This window comes from Streptomyces sp. NBC_00012 (genome assembly GCF_045040875.1).
GTDB lineage: Bacteria > Actinomycetota > Actinomycetes > Streptomycetales > Streptomycetaceae > Streptomyces.
Map to the genome: position 1 here is coordinate 5,773,643 of NZ_CP108309.1, position 15,959 is coordinate 5,789,601.

Annotated in this window: 12 protein-coding genes; 7 read left to right on the plus strand and 5 right to left on the minus strand. The window is 70.6% G+C overall.

The window, feature by feature from the left end; genetic code table 11:
- Positions 1 to 71 precede the first annotated feature (71 nt).
- The 4 genes from OHA19_RS26565 to OHA19_RS26580 all read left to right on the plus strand — a co-directional run bounded on the left by OHA19_RS26565 (position 72) and on the right by OHA19_RS26580 (position 3,192).
- The gene (locus OHA19_RS26565) at positions 72 to 302 is read left to right on the plus strand and encodes a hypothetical protein (RefSeq protein WP_124717671.1); all 231 of its coding nucleotides are present in this window, start codon (positions 72 to 74) and stop codon (positions 300 to 302) included.
- A gap of 140 nt (positions 303 to 442) precedes the next feature.
- Complete coding sequence (locus OHA19_RS26570; protein ID WP_405712705.1) at positions 443 to 1,366, plus strand: LysR family transcriptional regulator; 924 nt, start codon at positions 443 to 445, stop codon at positions 1,364 to 1,366.
- Positions 1,367 to 1,421: 55 nt separating this feature from the next.
- Positions 1,422 to 2,561, plus strand: coding sequence for an allantoicase (gene alc / locus OHA19_RS26575; protein WP_405712704.1), 1,140 nt, complete (start codon positions 1,422 to 1,424; stop codon positions 2,559 to 2,561).
- Positions 2,562 to 2,700: 139 nt separating this feature from the next.
- Positions 2,701 to 3,192 carry a hypothetical protein gene (locus OHA19_RS26580; RefSeq protein WP_405712702.1) on the plus strand — a complete coding sequence of 164 codons (492 nt, stop codon included), beginning with the start codon at positions 2,701 to 2,703 and terminating at the stop codon, positions 3,190 to 3,192.
- 81 nt (positions 3,193 to 3,273) lie between these two features.
- Here the strand turns inward: OHA19_RS26580 and pepN (OHA19_RS26585) are convergent, their stop codons facing one another.
- On the minus strand, positions 3,274 to 5,850 hold the full coding sequence (gene pepN / locus OHA19_RS26585; protein WP_405712701.1) for an aminopeptidase N: 2,577 nt from the start codon (positions 5,848 to 5,850) through the stop codon (positions 3,274 to 3,276).
- Positions 5,851 to 5,949: 99 nt separating this feature from the next.
- Here pepN (OHA19_RS26585) and OHA19_RS26590 point away from each other — a divergent pair, with 99 nt between their 5' ends.
- Together OHA19_RS26590 and OHA19_RS26595 are read left to right on the plus strand one after the other, a co-directional pair.
- Positions 5,950 to 6,174, plus strand: coding sequence for a ribbon-helix-helix domain-containing protein (locus OHA19_RS26590; protein WP_405712699.1), 225 nt, complete (start codon positions 5,950 to 5,952; stop codon positions 6,172 to 6,174).
- Positions 6,167 to 6,514: a type II toxin-antitoxin system PemK/MazF family toxin gene (locus tag OHA19_RS26595; RefSeq protein WP_405712698.1), complete on the plus strand. Its 348-nt coding sequence runs from the start codon at positions 6,167 to 6,169 to the stop codon at positions 6,512 to 6,514. The genes OHA19_RS26590 and OHA19_RS26595 overlap by 8 nt, the downstream gene beginning before the upstream one ends.
- A gap of 70 nt (positions 6,515 to 6,584) precedes the next feature.
- Here the strand turns inward: OHA19_RS26595 and OHA19_RS26600 are convergent, their stop codons facing one another.
- The 4 genes from OHA19_RS26600 to pepN (OHA19_RS26615) form a co-directional block, all read right to left on the minus strand.
- A complete protein-coding gene (locus tag OHA19_RS26600; protein ID WP_405712696.1) occupies positions 6,585 to 7,613 on the minus strand; it encodes an aspartate-semialdehyde dehydrogenase in 1,029 nt (342 codons plus the stop codon).
- Between the two features lie 190 nt (positions 7,614 to 7,803).
- Positions 7,804 to 11,115, minus strand: a complete 3,312-nt coding sequence (locus OHA19_RS26605; RefSeq protein WP_405712694.1) for a S8 family serine peptidase — start codon at positions 11,113 to 11,115, stop codon at positions 7,804 to 7,806.
- Between the two features lie 187 nt (positions 11,116 to 11,302).
- Positions 11,303 to 12,379: a hypothetical protein gene (locus tag OHA19_RS26610; protein ID WP_405712693.1), complete on the minus strand. Its 1,077-nt coding sequence runs from the start codon at positions 12,377 to 12,379 to the stop codon at positions 11,303 to 11,305.
- Positions 12,380 to 12,557: 178 nt separating this feature from the next.
- The gene (pepN, locus tag OHA19_RS26615) at positions 12,558 to 15,173 is read right to left on the minus strand and encodes an aminopeptidase N (RefSeq protein ID WP_405712692.1); all 2,616 of its coding nucleotides are present in this window, start codon (positions 15,171 to 15,173) and stop codon (positions 12,558 to 12,560) included.
- A gap of 132 nt (positions 15,174 to 15,305) precedes the next feature.
- Here pepN (OHA19_RS26615) and OHA19_RS26620 point away from each other — a divergent pair, with 132 nt between their 5' ends.
- Positions 15,306 to 15,956, plus strand: coding sequence for a disulfide bond formation protein DsbA (locus tag OHA19_RS26620; protein WP_405712690.1), 651 nt, complete (start codon positions 15,306 to 15,308; stop codon positions 15,954 to 15,956).
- Positions 15,957 to 15,959 lie beyond the last annotated feature (3 nt).

A 15,959-nucleotide genomic window follows, 5' to 3' on the forward strand; every position in this document is an offset into this window, starting at 1 on the left:
GGACCCCGCCCCCGACCCCGTACGGCACCCCCGGGCGCGCGCCCCTCGCGGGCGTTCGCTACGTTTGCACCGTGGACAAGAAGAACGCTATGCGCGCCGGCGCCGTCGCGGCCGGAACGACGCTGATGATGCTGCTCATGTCGTCCCCCGCGCTCGCGCTCACCCGCGACGACGGTGACGACCCGGGGCCCGGCCTGAGCGCGATGGAGACCATCGGCCTCTACGTCGTGGCACCCATCGTCCTGTTCCTGGTCATCACGGGCCTGGTCATGGTCCTGGACAAGTCCAAGAAGCAGGCCTGACACTCCACGCCCGTCGCGTGTGCGCCGCAGGTACTCCACGAGTACCGGGCGGCGCACACGCATGTCCGCGACGAGTACCGAGCGGCGCGCGCATGTCCGAGGCAGGACACCCCGGCCGCGGTGCCGGGTAGGTTGCGGCCATGATCGAGTGGGACGTCAAGAAGCTCCGCATCCTGCGCACCCTGCGCGACCGGGGCACGGTCACCGCCACCGCGCAAGCCCTGCTGATGACCCCGTCCGGCGTCTCGCAGCAGCTCTCCGGCCTGTCCAGGCAGCTCGGCGTGCCGCTCCTGGAGGCCCAGGGCCGGCGGGTCCGGCTCACCGACGCCGCGCACCTCGTGCTGCGTCACGCCGAGGCCGTCTTCGCCCAACTGGAGCGCGCCGACGCCGAACTGACCGGCTATCTGCGCGGTGAGGCCGGCGAGGTGCGGATCGCGGCGTTCTCGACCGCGGTGTCCGCCCTCGTCGTACCGGCGATCCAGCGGCTGCGCGCCGAGGGCCGCCCGGGGCCCGACGTGCGGGTGCGGGAGGCGGAGGCCGCGCAGGCGTACGAGCTCCTGGTCGCCGGTGACGTCGACCTCGCCCTGTCCCTCGCCGCGCACGCCCCGACGGCCCGCGACCCCCGGTTCGCGGTGCTGCCGCTGCTCGCGGACCCCCTGGACGTGGCGCTGCCCGCGGACCACCCCCTCGCCGCCGCGCCCGCCCTCCGGCTGGCGGACCTCTCCGGCGAGCCGTGGATCTTCGGCGGCTCCGGGCCCTGGTCGCAGATCACGACGGCCGCCTGCGAGGCCGCCGGATTCGTGCCCGAACAGGCGCACAGCGCCTCCGGCTGGACGGCGATCCTGGCCATGGTCGAGGCGGGCCTGGGAGTGGCGCTGGTCCCGCGCATGGCGTCGGCGGAACGCCGCAGCCGGGGCGGCGTGGTGATGCGCGCGCTCGACGCCGACCAGCCGCGCCGTCATGTGGTGGCGGCGGTACGGCAGGGTGCCGAGCGGGGTCCCGCGGTGGCCAGGGTCCTCGCCGCGCTCACCGCGACAGCCGAATCATTCACTTCAACTGAATGAATGATGCAAAAACTTTCGCTGGACCTGATGGGTTGTTCGCCGCGACAGTAGACGCATGACCTTCGATCAGAATGAGAACCACCACGAGGACCCTCACGCCAACGACGCGGCCCCGTACAGCGGTGGTGACCCGTACGCCGACTACCGGACCACCGACCTCCCCTTCACCGAGCTCGTCGACCTCGCCGACCGCCGTCTCGGCGCGGGCGTGATCGCCGCCAACGACGAGTTCTTCGCCCAGCGCGAGAACCTGCTGCTCCGGGAGCGCGCGGTCTTCGACCCCGAGCACTTCGGGCACAAGGGCAAGATCATGGACGGCTGGGAGACCCGCCGCCGACGCGGCGCGGACGCGGAGCACCCGTTCCCGGCCCCCGAGGAGCACGACTGGGCGCTCATCCGCCTCGGCGCCCCCGGCATCATCCGCGGCATCGTCGTCGACACGGCCCACTTCCGCGGCAACTACCCGCAGCGCGTCTCGATCCAGGCCATCGCGGTCGCGGGCTCGCCCAGCCCCGAAGAGCTCCTCGCCGACGACGTGAAGTGGGAGGAGATCGTCCCGCCGACCCCCGTGCGCGGACACGCCGCCAACGGCTTCGAGATCACCGGCGGCCGCCGCTGCACCCACATCCGCCTGTGCCAGCACCCCGACGGTGGCATAGCCCGCCTCCGCGTCCACGGCGAGGTCCTCCCCGACCCGGCCTGGCTCGCCACGCTCGGCACGTTCGACCTGATCTCGGTCCTGAACGGCGGCAGTTACGAGGACGCCTCCGACCGTTTCTACTCCTCGCCGACCCAGATCATCCTGCCCGGCACCTCCCGCAAGATGGACGACGGCTGGGAGAACCGTCGCCGTCGGGTCCGCGACACGAACGACTGGGTCCGCTTCCGTCTCCCCGCCCAGGGCGCGGTCCGGGCGATCGAGATCGACACGGCTTACCTCAAGGGCAACTCGGCCGGCTGGATCGCCCTCCAGGGCCGCAACGGCGAGACCGGCGAATGGTTCGAGATCATCCCCCGCACCCGGCTCCAGCCCGACACCCTGCACCGCTTCCCGCTCCGCGCCCAGGCGATCGTCACCCACGTCCGCCTCGACGCCTTCCCGGACGGCGGCGTCGCCCGCATGCGCCTGCACGGCAGCCTGACGGAGACCGGTGCGGCCGAACTGGCCCGCCGCTACGAGGAGTCCGGCTCGTAACCGGAAAGGCCTCGGGTACCTCCCTGCTCCCGCCCGTCGGACGGCTGCGCGACCGCGCCCGCCCGACGGGCGGTTTCCATACCGGCGGATTCCCGCCCGCACCTGTCCACCCGGACCCGCCACGGGCTACGGTTCTGCGATGCCGAAGGAGAGCAGCACCGGGCCCGAGCGGATAGAACCGACAGGTCCCGTCCTGGCCGTGATCGGATGCACCGTGGGCCTGGTCCTCCTCGCCGGCGGCGTGGGCGCGGCCCTGGTCGCCGGGGCCCGAGCGGTGTCTGGAGACGCCGAGGGCGTGGATCTGGGGCTCCTGATCGCCGGAGGCCTGTTCGCGGCATTCGTCGGCTACGTGGGACTCGGCACGGTGCTCCACCACTGGGACGCGCGGCGGGCGACGCTCCGGCTCGAAGCCGCCGGGGTCGGGGCGAGGGCGGAAGTGATCGGGGTCGGGCCCGAGGACACGACAGCGGACGGCGGTTCCCGGCTGATCTGGATTCGCGTACGGGTCGACGGGACCGGCTTCCCGCCGTTCGAGGCGAGCTTCCCGCGTCCCTACGGCGCGGCGGAAGCGACCGTGGGAGCGGAGATCGAGGTCGTGGTCGACCTGGTCGGCAACACGTTCCGGCTGTGATCCGGCAGCCGGGTGGTGAGACGAGAAGGGGCGCCCCCGCCGTCGCGGGAGGCGCCCCTCACTGCTGGGCCGTCCGGTGCGTTACGCCGTGGCCGCCGCCGCGTCCGCGGCGCGGGCCTTCAGGGCACGCTCGACACCCGAACGGGACTCCGACATCAGCCGGCGCAGGGCCGCGCTCGGCTCCGTCGAGGAGAGCCAGGCGTCCGTGGTGTCCAGGGTGGCCTGTGAGACCTGGAGGGCCGGGTAGAGGCCGACCGCGACCTGCTGCGCCATCTCGTGGCTGCGCGAGTCCCAGACATCCTTGACCGAGGCGAAGAACTTCTCCGTGTACGGGGCCAGCAGTTCGCGCTGGTCGGTCTGGACGAAGCCGGCGATGACCGCCTCCTGGAGGGAGTTCGGCAGCTTGTCGGACTCGACGACCGAGGCCCACGCCTCCGCCTTCGCCTCCTCGGTGGGGCGTGCCGCACGGGCGGTCGCCGCGTGGCGCTCGCCCGCCGCCGTCTTGTCCCGCTCGTACTCGGCGGCGATCTCGTCCTCTTCGATGAGACCGGTCGCGGCGAGCCGCTCGACGAACGCCCAGCGCAGCTCGGTGTCGACGGCCAGGCCCTCGACCGCCTCCCTGCCGTCGAGCAGCGACTGGAGCAGGTCCGTCTGCTGCGGGGTGCGGGCCGTCGCCGCGAAGGCGCGCGCCCAGGCCAGCTGGTGGTCGCTGCCCGGCTCCGCCGCGCGCAGGTGCGCGAGGGTGGCCTCGGTCCACTGCGTCAGCCCGGCCTCGCGCCACTCCGGCGCCGCGTACAGGTCCAGCGCCAGCTTCACCTGGCGGTGCAGCGACTGGACGACGCCGATGTCCGACTCCTTGCCGATGCCGGAGAGCACCAGAGCCAGGTAGTCGCGGGTCGCCAGCTCGCCGTCGCGGGTCATGTCCCAGGCGGAGGCCCAGCACAGGGCGCGGGGGAGGGACTCGGTGAAGTCGCCGAGGTGCTCGGTGACGACGCGCAGCGACTCCTCGTCGAGCCGGACCTTGGCGTACGAGAGGTCGTCGTCGTTGAGCAGGATCACGGCGGGGCGGGCGGTACCGGCCGGGAACGGCACGGTCGTGCGCGCGCCGTCGACGTCCAGCTCGATGCGGTCCGTGCGGACCAGCTTGCCGGACTCGTCGAGGTCGTAGCAGCCGATGGCGATGCGGTGCGGGCGCAGCGTCGGCTCGCCCTTGGCGCCGGCCGGGAGGGCCGGGGCCTCCTGGAGCACGGTGAACGAGGTGATGTGGCCGTTCTCGTCCGTGGTGAGCTCCGGGCGCAGGACGTTGATGCCCGCCGTCTCCAGCCACGCCTTCGACCAGGTCTTCAGGTCGCGGCCGGAGGTCTCCTCCAGGGCGCCCAGCAGGTCGGGGAGACGGGTGTTGCCGAAGGCGTGCGCCTTGAAGTACGCCTGGACGCCCTTGAAGAACTCGTCCATGCCGACGTACGCCACCAGCTGCTTCAGGACCGAGGCGCCCTTGGCGTAGGTGATCCCGTCGAAGTTGACCAGCACGTCGTCCAGGTCACGGATGTCGGCCATGATCGGGTGCGTGGAGGGCAGCTGGTCCTGGCGGTAGGCCCAGGTCTTCTCGGAGTTGGCGAACGTGGTCCAGGAGTTCGGCCACTTCGAGCCCTCGGCGTACGCCTGGCAGGCGACCGAGGTGTACGTGGCGAACGACTCGTTCAGCCACAGGTCGTTCCACCACTCCATGGTGACGAGGTCGCCGAACCACATGTGCGCCAGCTCGTGCAGGATGGTCTCCGCACGCCGCTCGTACGCCGCGTCCGTCACCTTCGACCGGAACACGTACTGGTCGCGGATGGTGACCGCGCCCGCGTTCTCCATCGCGCCGGCGTTGAACTCCGGGACGAACAGCTGGTCGTACTTGGCGAACGGGTAGTCGTAGTCGAACTTCTCCTGGAACCAGTCGAAGCCCTGCCGCGTGACGTCGAAGATCGCGTCCGCGTCGAGGAACTCGGCCAGCGACGGGCGGCAGTAGATGCCGAGCGGGACGGACTGGCCGTCCTTCTCGTAGCTGCTGTGCACCGAGTGGTACGGGCCGACGATCAGGGCCGTGATGTACGACGAGATGCGCGGCGTCGGCTCGAAGGACCAGACGTCGTCCTTCGGCTCGGGCGTCGGCGAGTTCGAGATGACCGTCCAGCCCCGCGGCGCCTTCACGGTGAACTGGAACGTCGCCTTCAGGTCCGGCTGCTCGAAGCTCGCGAAGACCCGGCGGGCGTCCGGCACCTCGAACTGGGTGTAGAGGTACGCCTGCTGGTCGACCGGGTCGACGAAGCGGTGCAGGCCCTCGCCCGTGTTGGTGTACGCGCAGTCGGCGACGACCTTCAGCTCGTTGGAGCCCGCGACCAGGTGCGGGAGAGCGATGCGCGACTCGCGGAACACGGCCGCGACGTCCAGCGACTTGCCGTTCAGCTCGACCTCGTGCACGGCCGGGGCGACCAGGTCGATGAAGGTCTCCGCATTGGCTTCGGCGGAGTCGAAGCGCACGGTGGTCACGGACCGGTAGGTGCCGCCCTCCTGCGCTCCGGAGAGGTCGAGATCGATCTCGTACGCGTCCACGGTCAGCAGGCGCGCCCGCTCCTGTGCCTCTTCGCGGGTCAGATTCGTGCCAGGCACGCGGTCATCTCCTTGGTATGTGACGTTTCCGGTCATCCTTCCACGTCGTGCGCCGGAGTGGAGTAGCCTTGCGGATGCCACCGCAGTAGCATCGATGGTATGAAGATCAGCGTGAGTCTGCCGCAGGAGGACATCGCCTTCCTCGACGAGTACGCCACGAAGACCGAGGCGGACTCCCGGTCCGCGGTGATACACGCCGCGATCGAGCTGCTGCGTACCGCCGGCCTGGAGGCGGAGTACACGGAGGCGTTCGAGGAGTGGGACGCGAGCGAGGGCGCCGAGCTCTGGGACCGTACGGCCGGGGACGGAATCGCCGATGCGTAGGGGAGACATCCACCTGATCGACCTGGAGCCGGCCAGGGGCGGCGAGGCCAACAAGGTCGGGCCGGCCGTGATCGTGTCCAACAACGCCGCCAACCAGTCGGTCGAGCTCAATGGCAGAGGCGTCGTCACCGTGGTGCCCCTGACGTCGAACACCGCCCGCGTGCTCACGTTCCAGGTCCTTCTCAGGGCCGGCGAGTGCCGTCTGCCGAGGGACTCGAAGGTTCAGTGCGAGCGGGTCCGGGCGGTCGCCCCGGACCGTGTCCTGAAGCGGGTGGGCACCGTCCCCCGTCGTCGCATGGCCGAGATCGACGCCGCCCTGCGGCGCCACTTCGCCCTCTGACGTACACCGAAGGCATACGAAAGGGCGGCCACCGCACCCGGCGACCGCCCCTTCCCGTGTCCGTCCGGCGTCAGCCGTTAAGCTCCGCCGCGACCAGCTCCGCGATCTGCACCGCGTTCAGCGCCGCGCCCTTGCGCAGGTTGTCGTTGGAGACGAAGAGCGCGAGGCCGTTCTCCACGGTCTCGTCGACCCGGATCCGGCCGACGAACGAGGCGTCCTTGCCGGCCGCCTGGAGCGGGGTGGGGATCTCGGAGATCTCGACGCCCGGCGCGTCCTTCAGCAGCTCGTACGCGCGCGCCACGCTGATCGGGTGGGCGAAACGGGCGTTGACCTGGAGCGAGTGACCGGAGAAGACCGGCACCCGGACGCAGGTGCCGGACACCTTCAGCTCCGGGATCTCCAGGATCTTGCGGGACTCGTTGCGGAGCTTCTGCTCCTCGTCGGTCTCGAAGGAGCCGTCGTCCACGATCGCACCGGCCAGCGGCAGCACGTTGAAGGCGATCGGGCGCTTGTAGACGTTCGGCTCGGGGAACTCGACGGCCTCGCCGTCGTGGGTGAGCCGGTCGGCGTCGGCGACGACCTTGGACGCCTGGCCGTGCAGCTCGGCGACACCGGCCAGACCGGAGCCGGACACCGCCTGGTAGGTGGCGACGGTCAGCGTCCGGAGACCGGCCTCGTCGTGCAGCGGGCGCAGCACGGGCATGGCGGCCATCGTGGTGCAGTTCGGGTTGGCGATGATGCCCTTGGGGCGGTTCTTGATCGCGTGCGCGTTGACCTCGGAGACGACCAGCGGGACCTCGGGGTCCTTGCGCCAGGCGGAGGAGTTGTCGATCACGACGGCACCCTGAGAGGCGACCTTCTCGGCGAGCGCCTTCGACGTCGCGCCACCGGCCGAGAACAGCACGATGTCCAGCCCGGTGTAGTCGGCCGTCGAGGCGTCCTCGACGGTGATCTCCCGGCCCTGCCACTCGATCGTGGAGCCCGCGGAGCGCGCGGAGGCGAACAGTCGCAGTTCGTCGGCCGGGAACTTCCGCTCGGCCAGGATGCTGCGCATGACTGTGCCGACCTGACCGGTGGCGCCGACGATTCCGACCTTCACGGGGACTCCTTCGAACGTACGAACTGGCACGGTTGCCGCTCCATGATGCGTATGTCCACGGCTTTCTTGTCCAATCCATTGTCCGGGGTACGGACAGTGCCCGCCCGCCCGGGCACACGGCAGTGGGGCGGGAGCTCCTTCGAGCGCCCGCCCCACTGCCGTACTTGTCGTACGGATCACACGGTGGCCGTTACGGCGTGACCTTCTCGATCACGACGCTGCCGGCGCCCGCGGCGGTACCGCGGCCGTTCACCAGGTGGACCTCGCCGAAGAACTGCCGGCCCTCGGGGGCCGCGCCGGCGACCGAGACCTCGGCACCGATCTGCGCCGAGGCGCCGTTGGCCAGGTTCACGGCCTTCGACTCGTCGACCTTGATCGTGCCGAGCGACGGTGCGTAGTACACGTCGCGGTAGTCGTACGTGGTGGTGCCGGCCGGGACGTCGTAGCCGTCGATCTCGACGGTGTACGTGCCGGCTGCGGGCTTCGCCAGGCTGACCGACTCCTCGGAGCCCGCCGTGGTGGACTTGCCGACCACGGTGTTGCCCTTGTAGACGTACAGGTCCAGGTCGGCGTTGGCGTCCGACGTGCCGCCGATGGCGACGTCCAGCTTCTCGACGCCCTCACCGATGGTGACCGTGTATTTCTGCTTGTCGCCCGTCTTGATCGACGGCTTGTCGACCTTGGCGGAGCCCAGCGAGCCGCCCTTGAGCGCGCCCTGGAGGTCACCGGCGTTGTTGGTGACCTTCCAGTCCACCGTGGCGGGCGTGCCGACCTTCGCCTCGGCGATGGTCTGCACCGCCGGGTCGAAGGTGGCGCCGAGCAGCGAGACGTCCAGCTTGTACGGGTTGTCCAGCAGCGGCGACGTACGCCGTGCCTCGACCTCGATCTCCCAGACGCCCGGCTGCGGGTCCTTGTACGAGCGCACGTCCGGACGGCAGGTGTTGGCCGGGTTCTCGTAGTTCGGGTAGCAGAAGATCGTGGAGCTGTCCTCCATCTGCACCCCGTACGGGTGGAGGGAGATGAAGCGGGTCTGGCTGCCGGAGCGCAGCGCGCTCATCGCGACCTCAAGGGTCTTGGCGCCCTCCGGAACGGTCAGGAAGTACGACTCGCTGCTGTTGCGCTGCACCGAGCCGGACGCCTTGAACGCGTAGGAAGGCTTCACGAGCTTCGTGGAGACGACCACCGTGGTGAGGATCTGCTGGTCCACACCGACGGTCTTGCTGTCGTCCACCTTCAGGATCGCGCTGTGCACGCCCACGCTGCCCGGCTTCGCCTGCACCTTGACGGTGACGGGCTCGCCCAGCGGAAGCGAGACGGTGCTCGAACCGGTCAGCTTGAAGGTGCCGTCGTTGTTCTTCCACGACAGCTTGTGCTTGACGGCCTTGTCCGGGCCCGTGGTGCGGGTGATCGTGACGTCGTACGACTTGGTCTGGCCGGCCTTCAGGCCGCCCTCGCGGTCGTACAGGCCGGTGCCGAAGCCGGGGGTCTCCAGCGCGAAGTCGATCGCGGTGTCGACCGGGGCCTTCACCGAGTACTCGTGCGCCGGGGCGCCCTGCTTCTCGATCTGCTTCCAGGCGCCGACGATGTCGATCAGACCGGAGCCCTGGGCGTGCGCGGGCACGTCCTTGATGTGGGTGGCGGTGCTGGTCAGCGCGGTGCGCAGGTCGGCCGGCGGCAGCTCGATGTGCTTCTGCTTCGCGGCGGACAGCAGCAGCGCGGTCGCGCCGGCGGCCTGCGGCGAGGCCATCGAGGTGCCCTGGAGCATGGAGTAGCCCGCGGGGAGCGAGTAGCCCGACTCCTTGACCGGGCCGCCGGGCAGCCAGGTCTGGGTGGTGTTGATGGCCGCGCCCGGGGCGGTCAGGATCGGTGCGAAGCCGCCGTCCTCACGCGGACCGCGCGAGGAGAAGGGCAGCATGTCGTACTTCTTGGTGACGTTGGAGCCGTAGTTGGCGGCCCAGGTCTCCTTGGAGATCGACGCACCGACGGAGATCACGTGGTCGGCGAGGCCGGGGTCACCGATGGTGTTGACGCCCGGACCGTCATTGCCGGCCGAGATGACCAGCTGGACGCCGTACATGTCGACGAGCCGCTTGTAGAGCGCGGCGCGGGCGTTGTTGCCGTCGTTGAGCGGCGGCAGGCCACCGATCGACATGTTGACGACATCGACACCGCGGTTCACGACGAGGTCGATCATGCCCTCGGTGAGCGCGATGTTGGTGCAGCCGCCGTCCCAGGTGCAGGCACGCGAGGAGACGATCTTGGCGCCGGGTGCGGCGCCGTTCATCTTGCCGCCGAACAGGCCGTTCGCGGCGGTGATGCCCGCGACGTGGGTGCCGTGCTCGCTCTCGATGACACCGATGTTGACGAAGTCGGAGGTGTCACCGGCGGCGTTGTAGACGACGTCCTTGCGGGTCTCGACGACGAACGGGATGCGCTCGGCGACGTCGGTCCGCGGGTCGTCCTTGCCGAAGTAGGAGACCTGGTGCTTCTCCTTGTACGGCTTGAGCACGGCGTCGTCGGAGAAGTCCGCGTTGCTGTTCAGGTCGACACGGGTGGTGCCGGTGACCGGGTCGTAGAGCACGGCCCAGACATCGGTGGTGTCACCGTCGCGGTTCAGGTCGCCCGCCATGTCGCCGCCCTTGGTGGCGGCCTCGGCGAACAGCTTGATCCGGTAGTCGCCCGCGGGCGCCTTGTACGTGAGGCCCTCGTACGTGAACGTCGGGCCGGACACGGCGTCCGTCATCCGCAGCCAGGTGCCGTCGCCGTCGCTGACCGGGTCGGTCGCGGTCACCCAGTCGACGATCTTGCGGGCACCGGTGGTGGTCTTCTGCAGCGCCGGGTGGCCGAGGTCGACACCCGAGTCGAGGATGCCGATGGTCACCCCGCGGCCGTCGGCCTTCGGGTGCTGCTGGACGAAGTCGACCGCGCCCGTCTCGAAGGACGGGTTGTACGGGTTCTTCGCCGGGGTCTTCTTGCCGGGCGCCGGGTACGAGCCGGTGGACTTGACCTTCACCCCGGCGCCGGCGGCACGGTCGGCCGCGGGCGTCGGGTCGTCCAGCTTGATCTCCTGCTTGAGATCGATGCCCTGGACGGACGACAGCTTGGACGCCGCCTTGATGGTCGCCTCGGCGGTCGCGGTGGGCACGGTGGCCCGTACGTAGCCGAGCTTGTCGTACGCACGTCCCAGCACGGAGCCCTTGACGGCGTCCAGCTGCTTGGCGACCTGCTCGGTCGCACCGGGAGCGGTGGCGACCATCATCGTGATGTTCTTCTGGCCCTTGGCCTTCGCCTTGGCCAGAAGCTGCTCGTCGTTGGTGCCGAGCTTGCTCGCCGTGGCGCCCTCGGCGGCCGACTTGACAGGAGCGGTGTCGGGCGCGTCGGCGGCGAAGACGGGGGCGACGCCGGTGGCGGCCAGTGCGGCCACCAGACCAGCAGCGGCCGCGACTCGGGCCACGCGTCTCGCCCCGGGTATGGAACTGGGGGATTCGGAGGTCATCAGCATCCCTGGATATGAAAGAGAGAGTCCGGAATTCGGTACCGGATGACCGCTCACCCTTTCGTAAATGACAGGGGTTTGTGGAGAGTTGAAGGGGCGAGATGTGGACATGGCAGAATCCCGCCACTGGTGCTGATGCGCCATCAAGGACCAAGCGGGTCATAAGTGGCGCCTGTGGCCCGTTTCGCCGTCCTCAACGGGGCAGGACCGTCACCTGTGCGGCCGGTTCGCGGTCGGCCGCCGCCATCAGCGCCGTACGGACCACGACCGCCTGCTGCTCGCTCGCGTCGCGGAGCTTCTTCGGCGTGAGGTGGACGACGGTGATGCCCAGCCGCTCCAGGTGCTCCCGCCGGGCGGCGTACGCGGACCACTGGGCCCCGTTCTCCTCCCCGCGCCGTCCGTCGCCGGGCCCGCCGCGCCGCGGCGCCCTGGTGTCCAGCTCCACGGCGACCGCCTGCTCGGGCCAGTAGGCGTCCACACCGCCGAGCCGGGGGCCGCCAGGCAGCCGCAGCTCCACGTTCCACAGCGGCTCCGGCAGGTCGTGCGCCCGCACCATCTCGTACAGCCGGCTCTCCGCCACCGCCCGGCCCTCGGCGAGGAACGAGTCCACGGCCGCCACCACCTGCGACCGGCCCAGCAGCTTCGCGCGGCTCAACTCGCGCACCACGACGGCCGGTTCGCAGTGACCGCCGCGCACCGCCTCGATGAGCAGCCCGCGCACCGCCAGGGGGTCCTGGAGCCCCGCGATCGCGTCCGCGAGCGCCCGCTCCACCGGGGCCACGGGCAGGCCGCCCACCTGCTCGGCGCGGGGCGTCGCGGAGGAGCGCACCAGGCACACGTACCCGACCGAGCGCAGCCGCCGGGTGCGCGGCACCAGTACCTCGATGCTCGCCGCCGACGCGGGCGGCGGCACGGCGGCGAAGCCGTGCAGGGCGAGTGCGGCGAACCCGGTGAGCACGGCCTCGCCGTACCCGGACTCCGGCCCGCTCTCCCGCTCCGGCTGGGCCGGTACGCCCCGGCGGCCGGAGGCTGGTGGCCGGCCGGCGTACAGCAGCGCGGAGACCAGTCGTTCCTCGCCGGTGGGCGGCTCCGGGTGCAGGACGTACACGCCGGGCAGCGGCTGCTGCCACGGCCCGTCGGCCCCGCAGTGCGCGGCGGCCGTCGACGCGGACACCCCCCGTTCCCTCAACTGCGCTGCGGAAAGCACGCGTTGGCGGACATCGTCGGCGGTGCGGGGGTGACAGGGGGAGAGCGGAGTGTTCTGGGTCATGCTCCGGGGTATCCCGCAAGCCGCAGCGGCGCTAACCCCTGTTACACGCTCGTCGACAATTCAGGACAACGTCGTACTAAAGTACGCGCGTTCGACGGCCGAAAAGGCCCGGCCCCTTCCGGGAGCCGGACGAGCCGGGGCGGGGCGGACGCACCGGCCCCGCCCCGCCCCGCGTCCGTCAGATCCCTGCCGCGGCCTGTGCCGCCCCCGCGTCGCACGCCTGCGCCCGCAGCGCCCGCGCCAGATCGTCCCGGGCCTCCAGCACCAGCCTGCGCAGCGCCGGCGCAGCGTCCTCGTGGGCGGCCAGCCAGGCGTCCGTCGCGGCCAGCGTCGACGGGTCGTCCTGAAGCGCCGGGAACAGGCCCTTGACCACGATCACCCCGATCTGGATCGACCGCTCGGCCCAGACCCGCTCGATCGCGTCGAAGTACTTGCCCGTGTACGGCGCCAGCAGCTCCCGCTGCGACGACTGGGCGAAGCCCGAGATCGTCGCCTCCACCAGCGCGTTGGACAGCGCGTCCGACTCCACGACGCCCGCCCACGCCTGCGCCTTGACCGCGGCGGAGGGCCGCGAGGCCAGGCACCGCACCTGGTGCCGCTTGCCGGACGCCGTGTCGTCGCGGGCCAGTTCGGCATCGATGACCGACTCGTCGGCCACCCCGTGCGAGGCGAGCGGGGACAGGAACGCCCACCGCAGCTCCTGGTCGACATCGAGACCGTCGATCCGGGCCGAGCCGTCCAGCAGCCCCGACAGCAGCCGGAAGTCCGCCTCCGAGTCGGCGACCGACGCGAAGAACCGCGCCCACGCCAGCTGGTGCTCGCTGCCCGGCTCGGCGACCCGAAGCTCCCGCAGCGCGCCCTCGGCCAGCGCCCGGCCGCCCTCCTCGCGCCACCCGGGCGCCGAGTACTGCGTGAGCGCGGTCCGGGTCCAGGCGTGCAGCATCTGGAGCACGCCGATGTCGGACTCCCGGCCCGCGAAGGCCAGCACCAGCGAGACGAAGTCGCGGGCCGGCATCAGCCCGTCCCGGGTCATGTTCCACAGCGCGGACCAGCACAGCGCCCGTGCCAGGGGGTCGGTCATGTCGCCGAGGTGCGCCCGCAGCGTGGCCAGCGACGCCTCGTCGAAGCGGACCTTGCAGTACGTGAGGTCGTCGTCGTTGACCAGGATCAGCTCGGGCCGCTCGGCCCCCGCCAGCTCCCCGACCACCGTGCGCGGCCCGGCCACGTCGACCTCGGCACGGGCGTACCGCACCAGGTCGCCGTCGGCGGCGCGACGGTACAGGCCGACCGCGACCCGGTGCGGCCGCAGCTCCGGGTGGGACTCGGCCGCCTCCTGGAGGACCGCCAGCTCCGTGATCCGGTCCCCGGCGTCGTATGTCGCCACCGGGGTCAGCGAGTTGACGCCCGCGGTCTGCAGCCACGACCGAGACCAGGCGGTCATGTCGCGCCCGGACGTCTCGGCCAGCACGGACAGCAGATCGCCCAGCTGCGTGTTGCCGTAGGCGTGCTTCTTGAAGTAGCGCCGGGCGCCCTCCAGGAACGCGTCCCGCCCCACGTACGCCACCAGCTGCTTCAGCACCGAGGCGCCCTTGGCGTACGTGATGCCGTCGAAGTTCAGCTTGGCGTCCTCCAGGTCACGGATATCGGCCGTGATCGGGTGCGTGGACGGCAGCTGGTCGGCGCGGTACGCCCAGGACTTGCGGTTGTTGGCGAAGGTGATCCAGCCGTTCTTGAACCGGGTCGACTCCACCATGGAGAACGCGCCCATGAAGTCGGCGAACGACTCCTTCAGCCACAGGTCGTCCCACCACTGCATGGTGACGAGGTCGCCGAACCACATGTGCGCCATCTCGTGCAGGATGACGTTGGCCCGGCCCTCGTACGCCGCCTGCGTCACCTTGCCGCGGAAGATGTACTCCTCGCGGAACGTCACACAGCCCGGGTTCTCCATCGCGCCGAGGTTGTACTCCGGCACGAACGCCTGGTCGTACTTCCCGAACGGGTACGGGTAGTCGAAGTTGTCGTGGAAGAAGTCCAGGCCCTGCTTGGTGATCAGGAAGACGTCGTCCGCGTCGAAGTGCCGGGCGAGTCCCTTGCGGCACATCGCGCCGAGCGGGATCTCCAGCGTCGTGCCGTCCTCGAAGGTACGGCTGTAGGAGTCCGTCACGTAGTGGTACGGGCCGGCGACGATCGCCGTGATGTACGTGGAGATCGGCTTCGTCGCGGCGAACCGCCGGACCTCGCCGTCCCGCGACTCCTCCGCCCCATTGCTCCAGACCGTCCAGCCCTCGGGCGCCGTCACCTGGAAGCGGAAGGGGGCCTTCAGGTCGGGCTGCTCGAAGTTGGTGAAGACGCGCCGCGAGTCGGCCGGCTCGTACTGCGTGTAGAGGTAGACCTCGCCGTCCTCCGGGTCGACGAACCGGTGCATGCCCTCGCCGGTCCGGCTGTACGCGCACTGCGCGTCGACCACGAGGGTGTTGGCACCCTCCGGCAGGTCCTCCAGCGCCACCCGGGTGCCGTCGAAGACGGTGGCGGGGTCGAGCGACCGCCCGTTCAGCGTCACCGCGTTCACGGCGGGCGCCACGAGATCCGCGAAGGTCGACGCCCCCGCCCGCGCGTTGCGGAACCGGATCGTGGTCACCGAGCGGAAGGTCCGCGGACCGGAGGCGGTGTCCCCGTCCCCGTCGGGCCCGCCTACGGCGGAACGCAGATCGAGATCGACCTCGTAGCCGTCGACGCTGAGCAGCTCGGCCCGCTCGCGGGCCTCGTCGCGGGACAGGTTCTCACCGGGCACGGGCACACTCCTTTGTGTCACGTTCGAATACTTTGATCCTCCCATGTCGTCACTCGGCCCGGCAGGCGGGAATGACAGGCGCGTCCGCGGACGTTCTGCGCCACAGGTGCGAACGCCCTCATGAGGAGAGACATGTCTGACAACAGCACGGCGACGACCGGAAAGACCCCCGCCGATTTCTGGTTCGACCCGCTCTGCCCCTGGGCCTGGATGACCTCCCGCTGGATGCTGGAGGTGGAGAAGGTCCGCGACGTCGAGGTCCGCTGGCACGTGATGAGCCTGTCCGTCCTCAACGAGGACCGGGTCGACGAGCTGCCGGAGGAGTACCGGGAGCTGCTGGAGAAGGGCTGGGGCCCGGTCCGCGTCGTCGTCGCCGCCCAGCAGAAGCACGGCGACGAGATCGTCGGCCCGCTGTACACCGCGCTCGGCACCCGCTTCCACAACCAGGGCGAGGGCCCCACCCGCGAGGCGGTCGTGGGCGCGCTCCAGGACGTCGGCCTGCCGGCCGAGCTCGCGGACTTCATGGACTCGGACGCGTACGACACCGAGCTGCGCGCCTCCCACAAGGAGGGCATCGACAAGGTCGGCCAGGACGTCGGCACCCCGGTCATCGCCGTCCCGGGCGCGGACGGCGAGCAGATCGCCTTCTTCGGCCCGGTCGTCACCCCCGCCCCGAAGGGCGAGGAGGCGGCGAAGCTGTGGGACGGCACGCTGCTGGTGGCGTCGATCCCCGGCTTCTACGAGATCAAGCGGACCCGGACGCAGGGCCCGGTCTTCGACTGACCC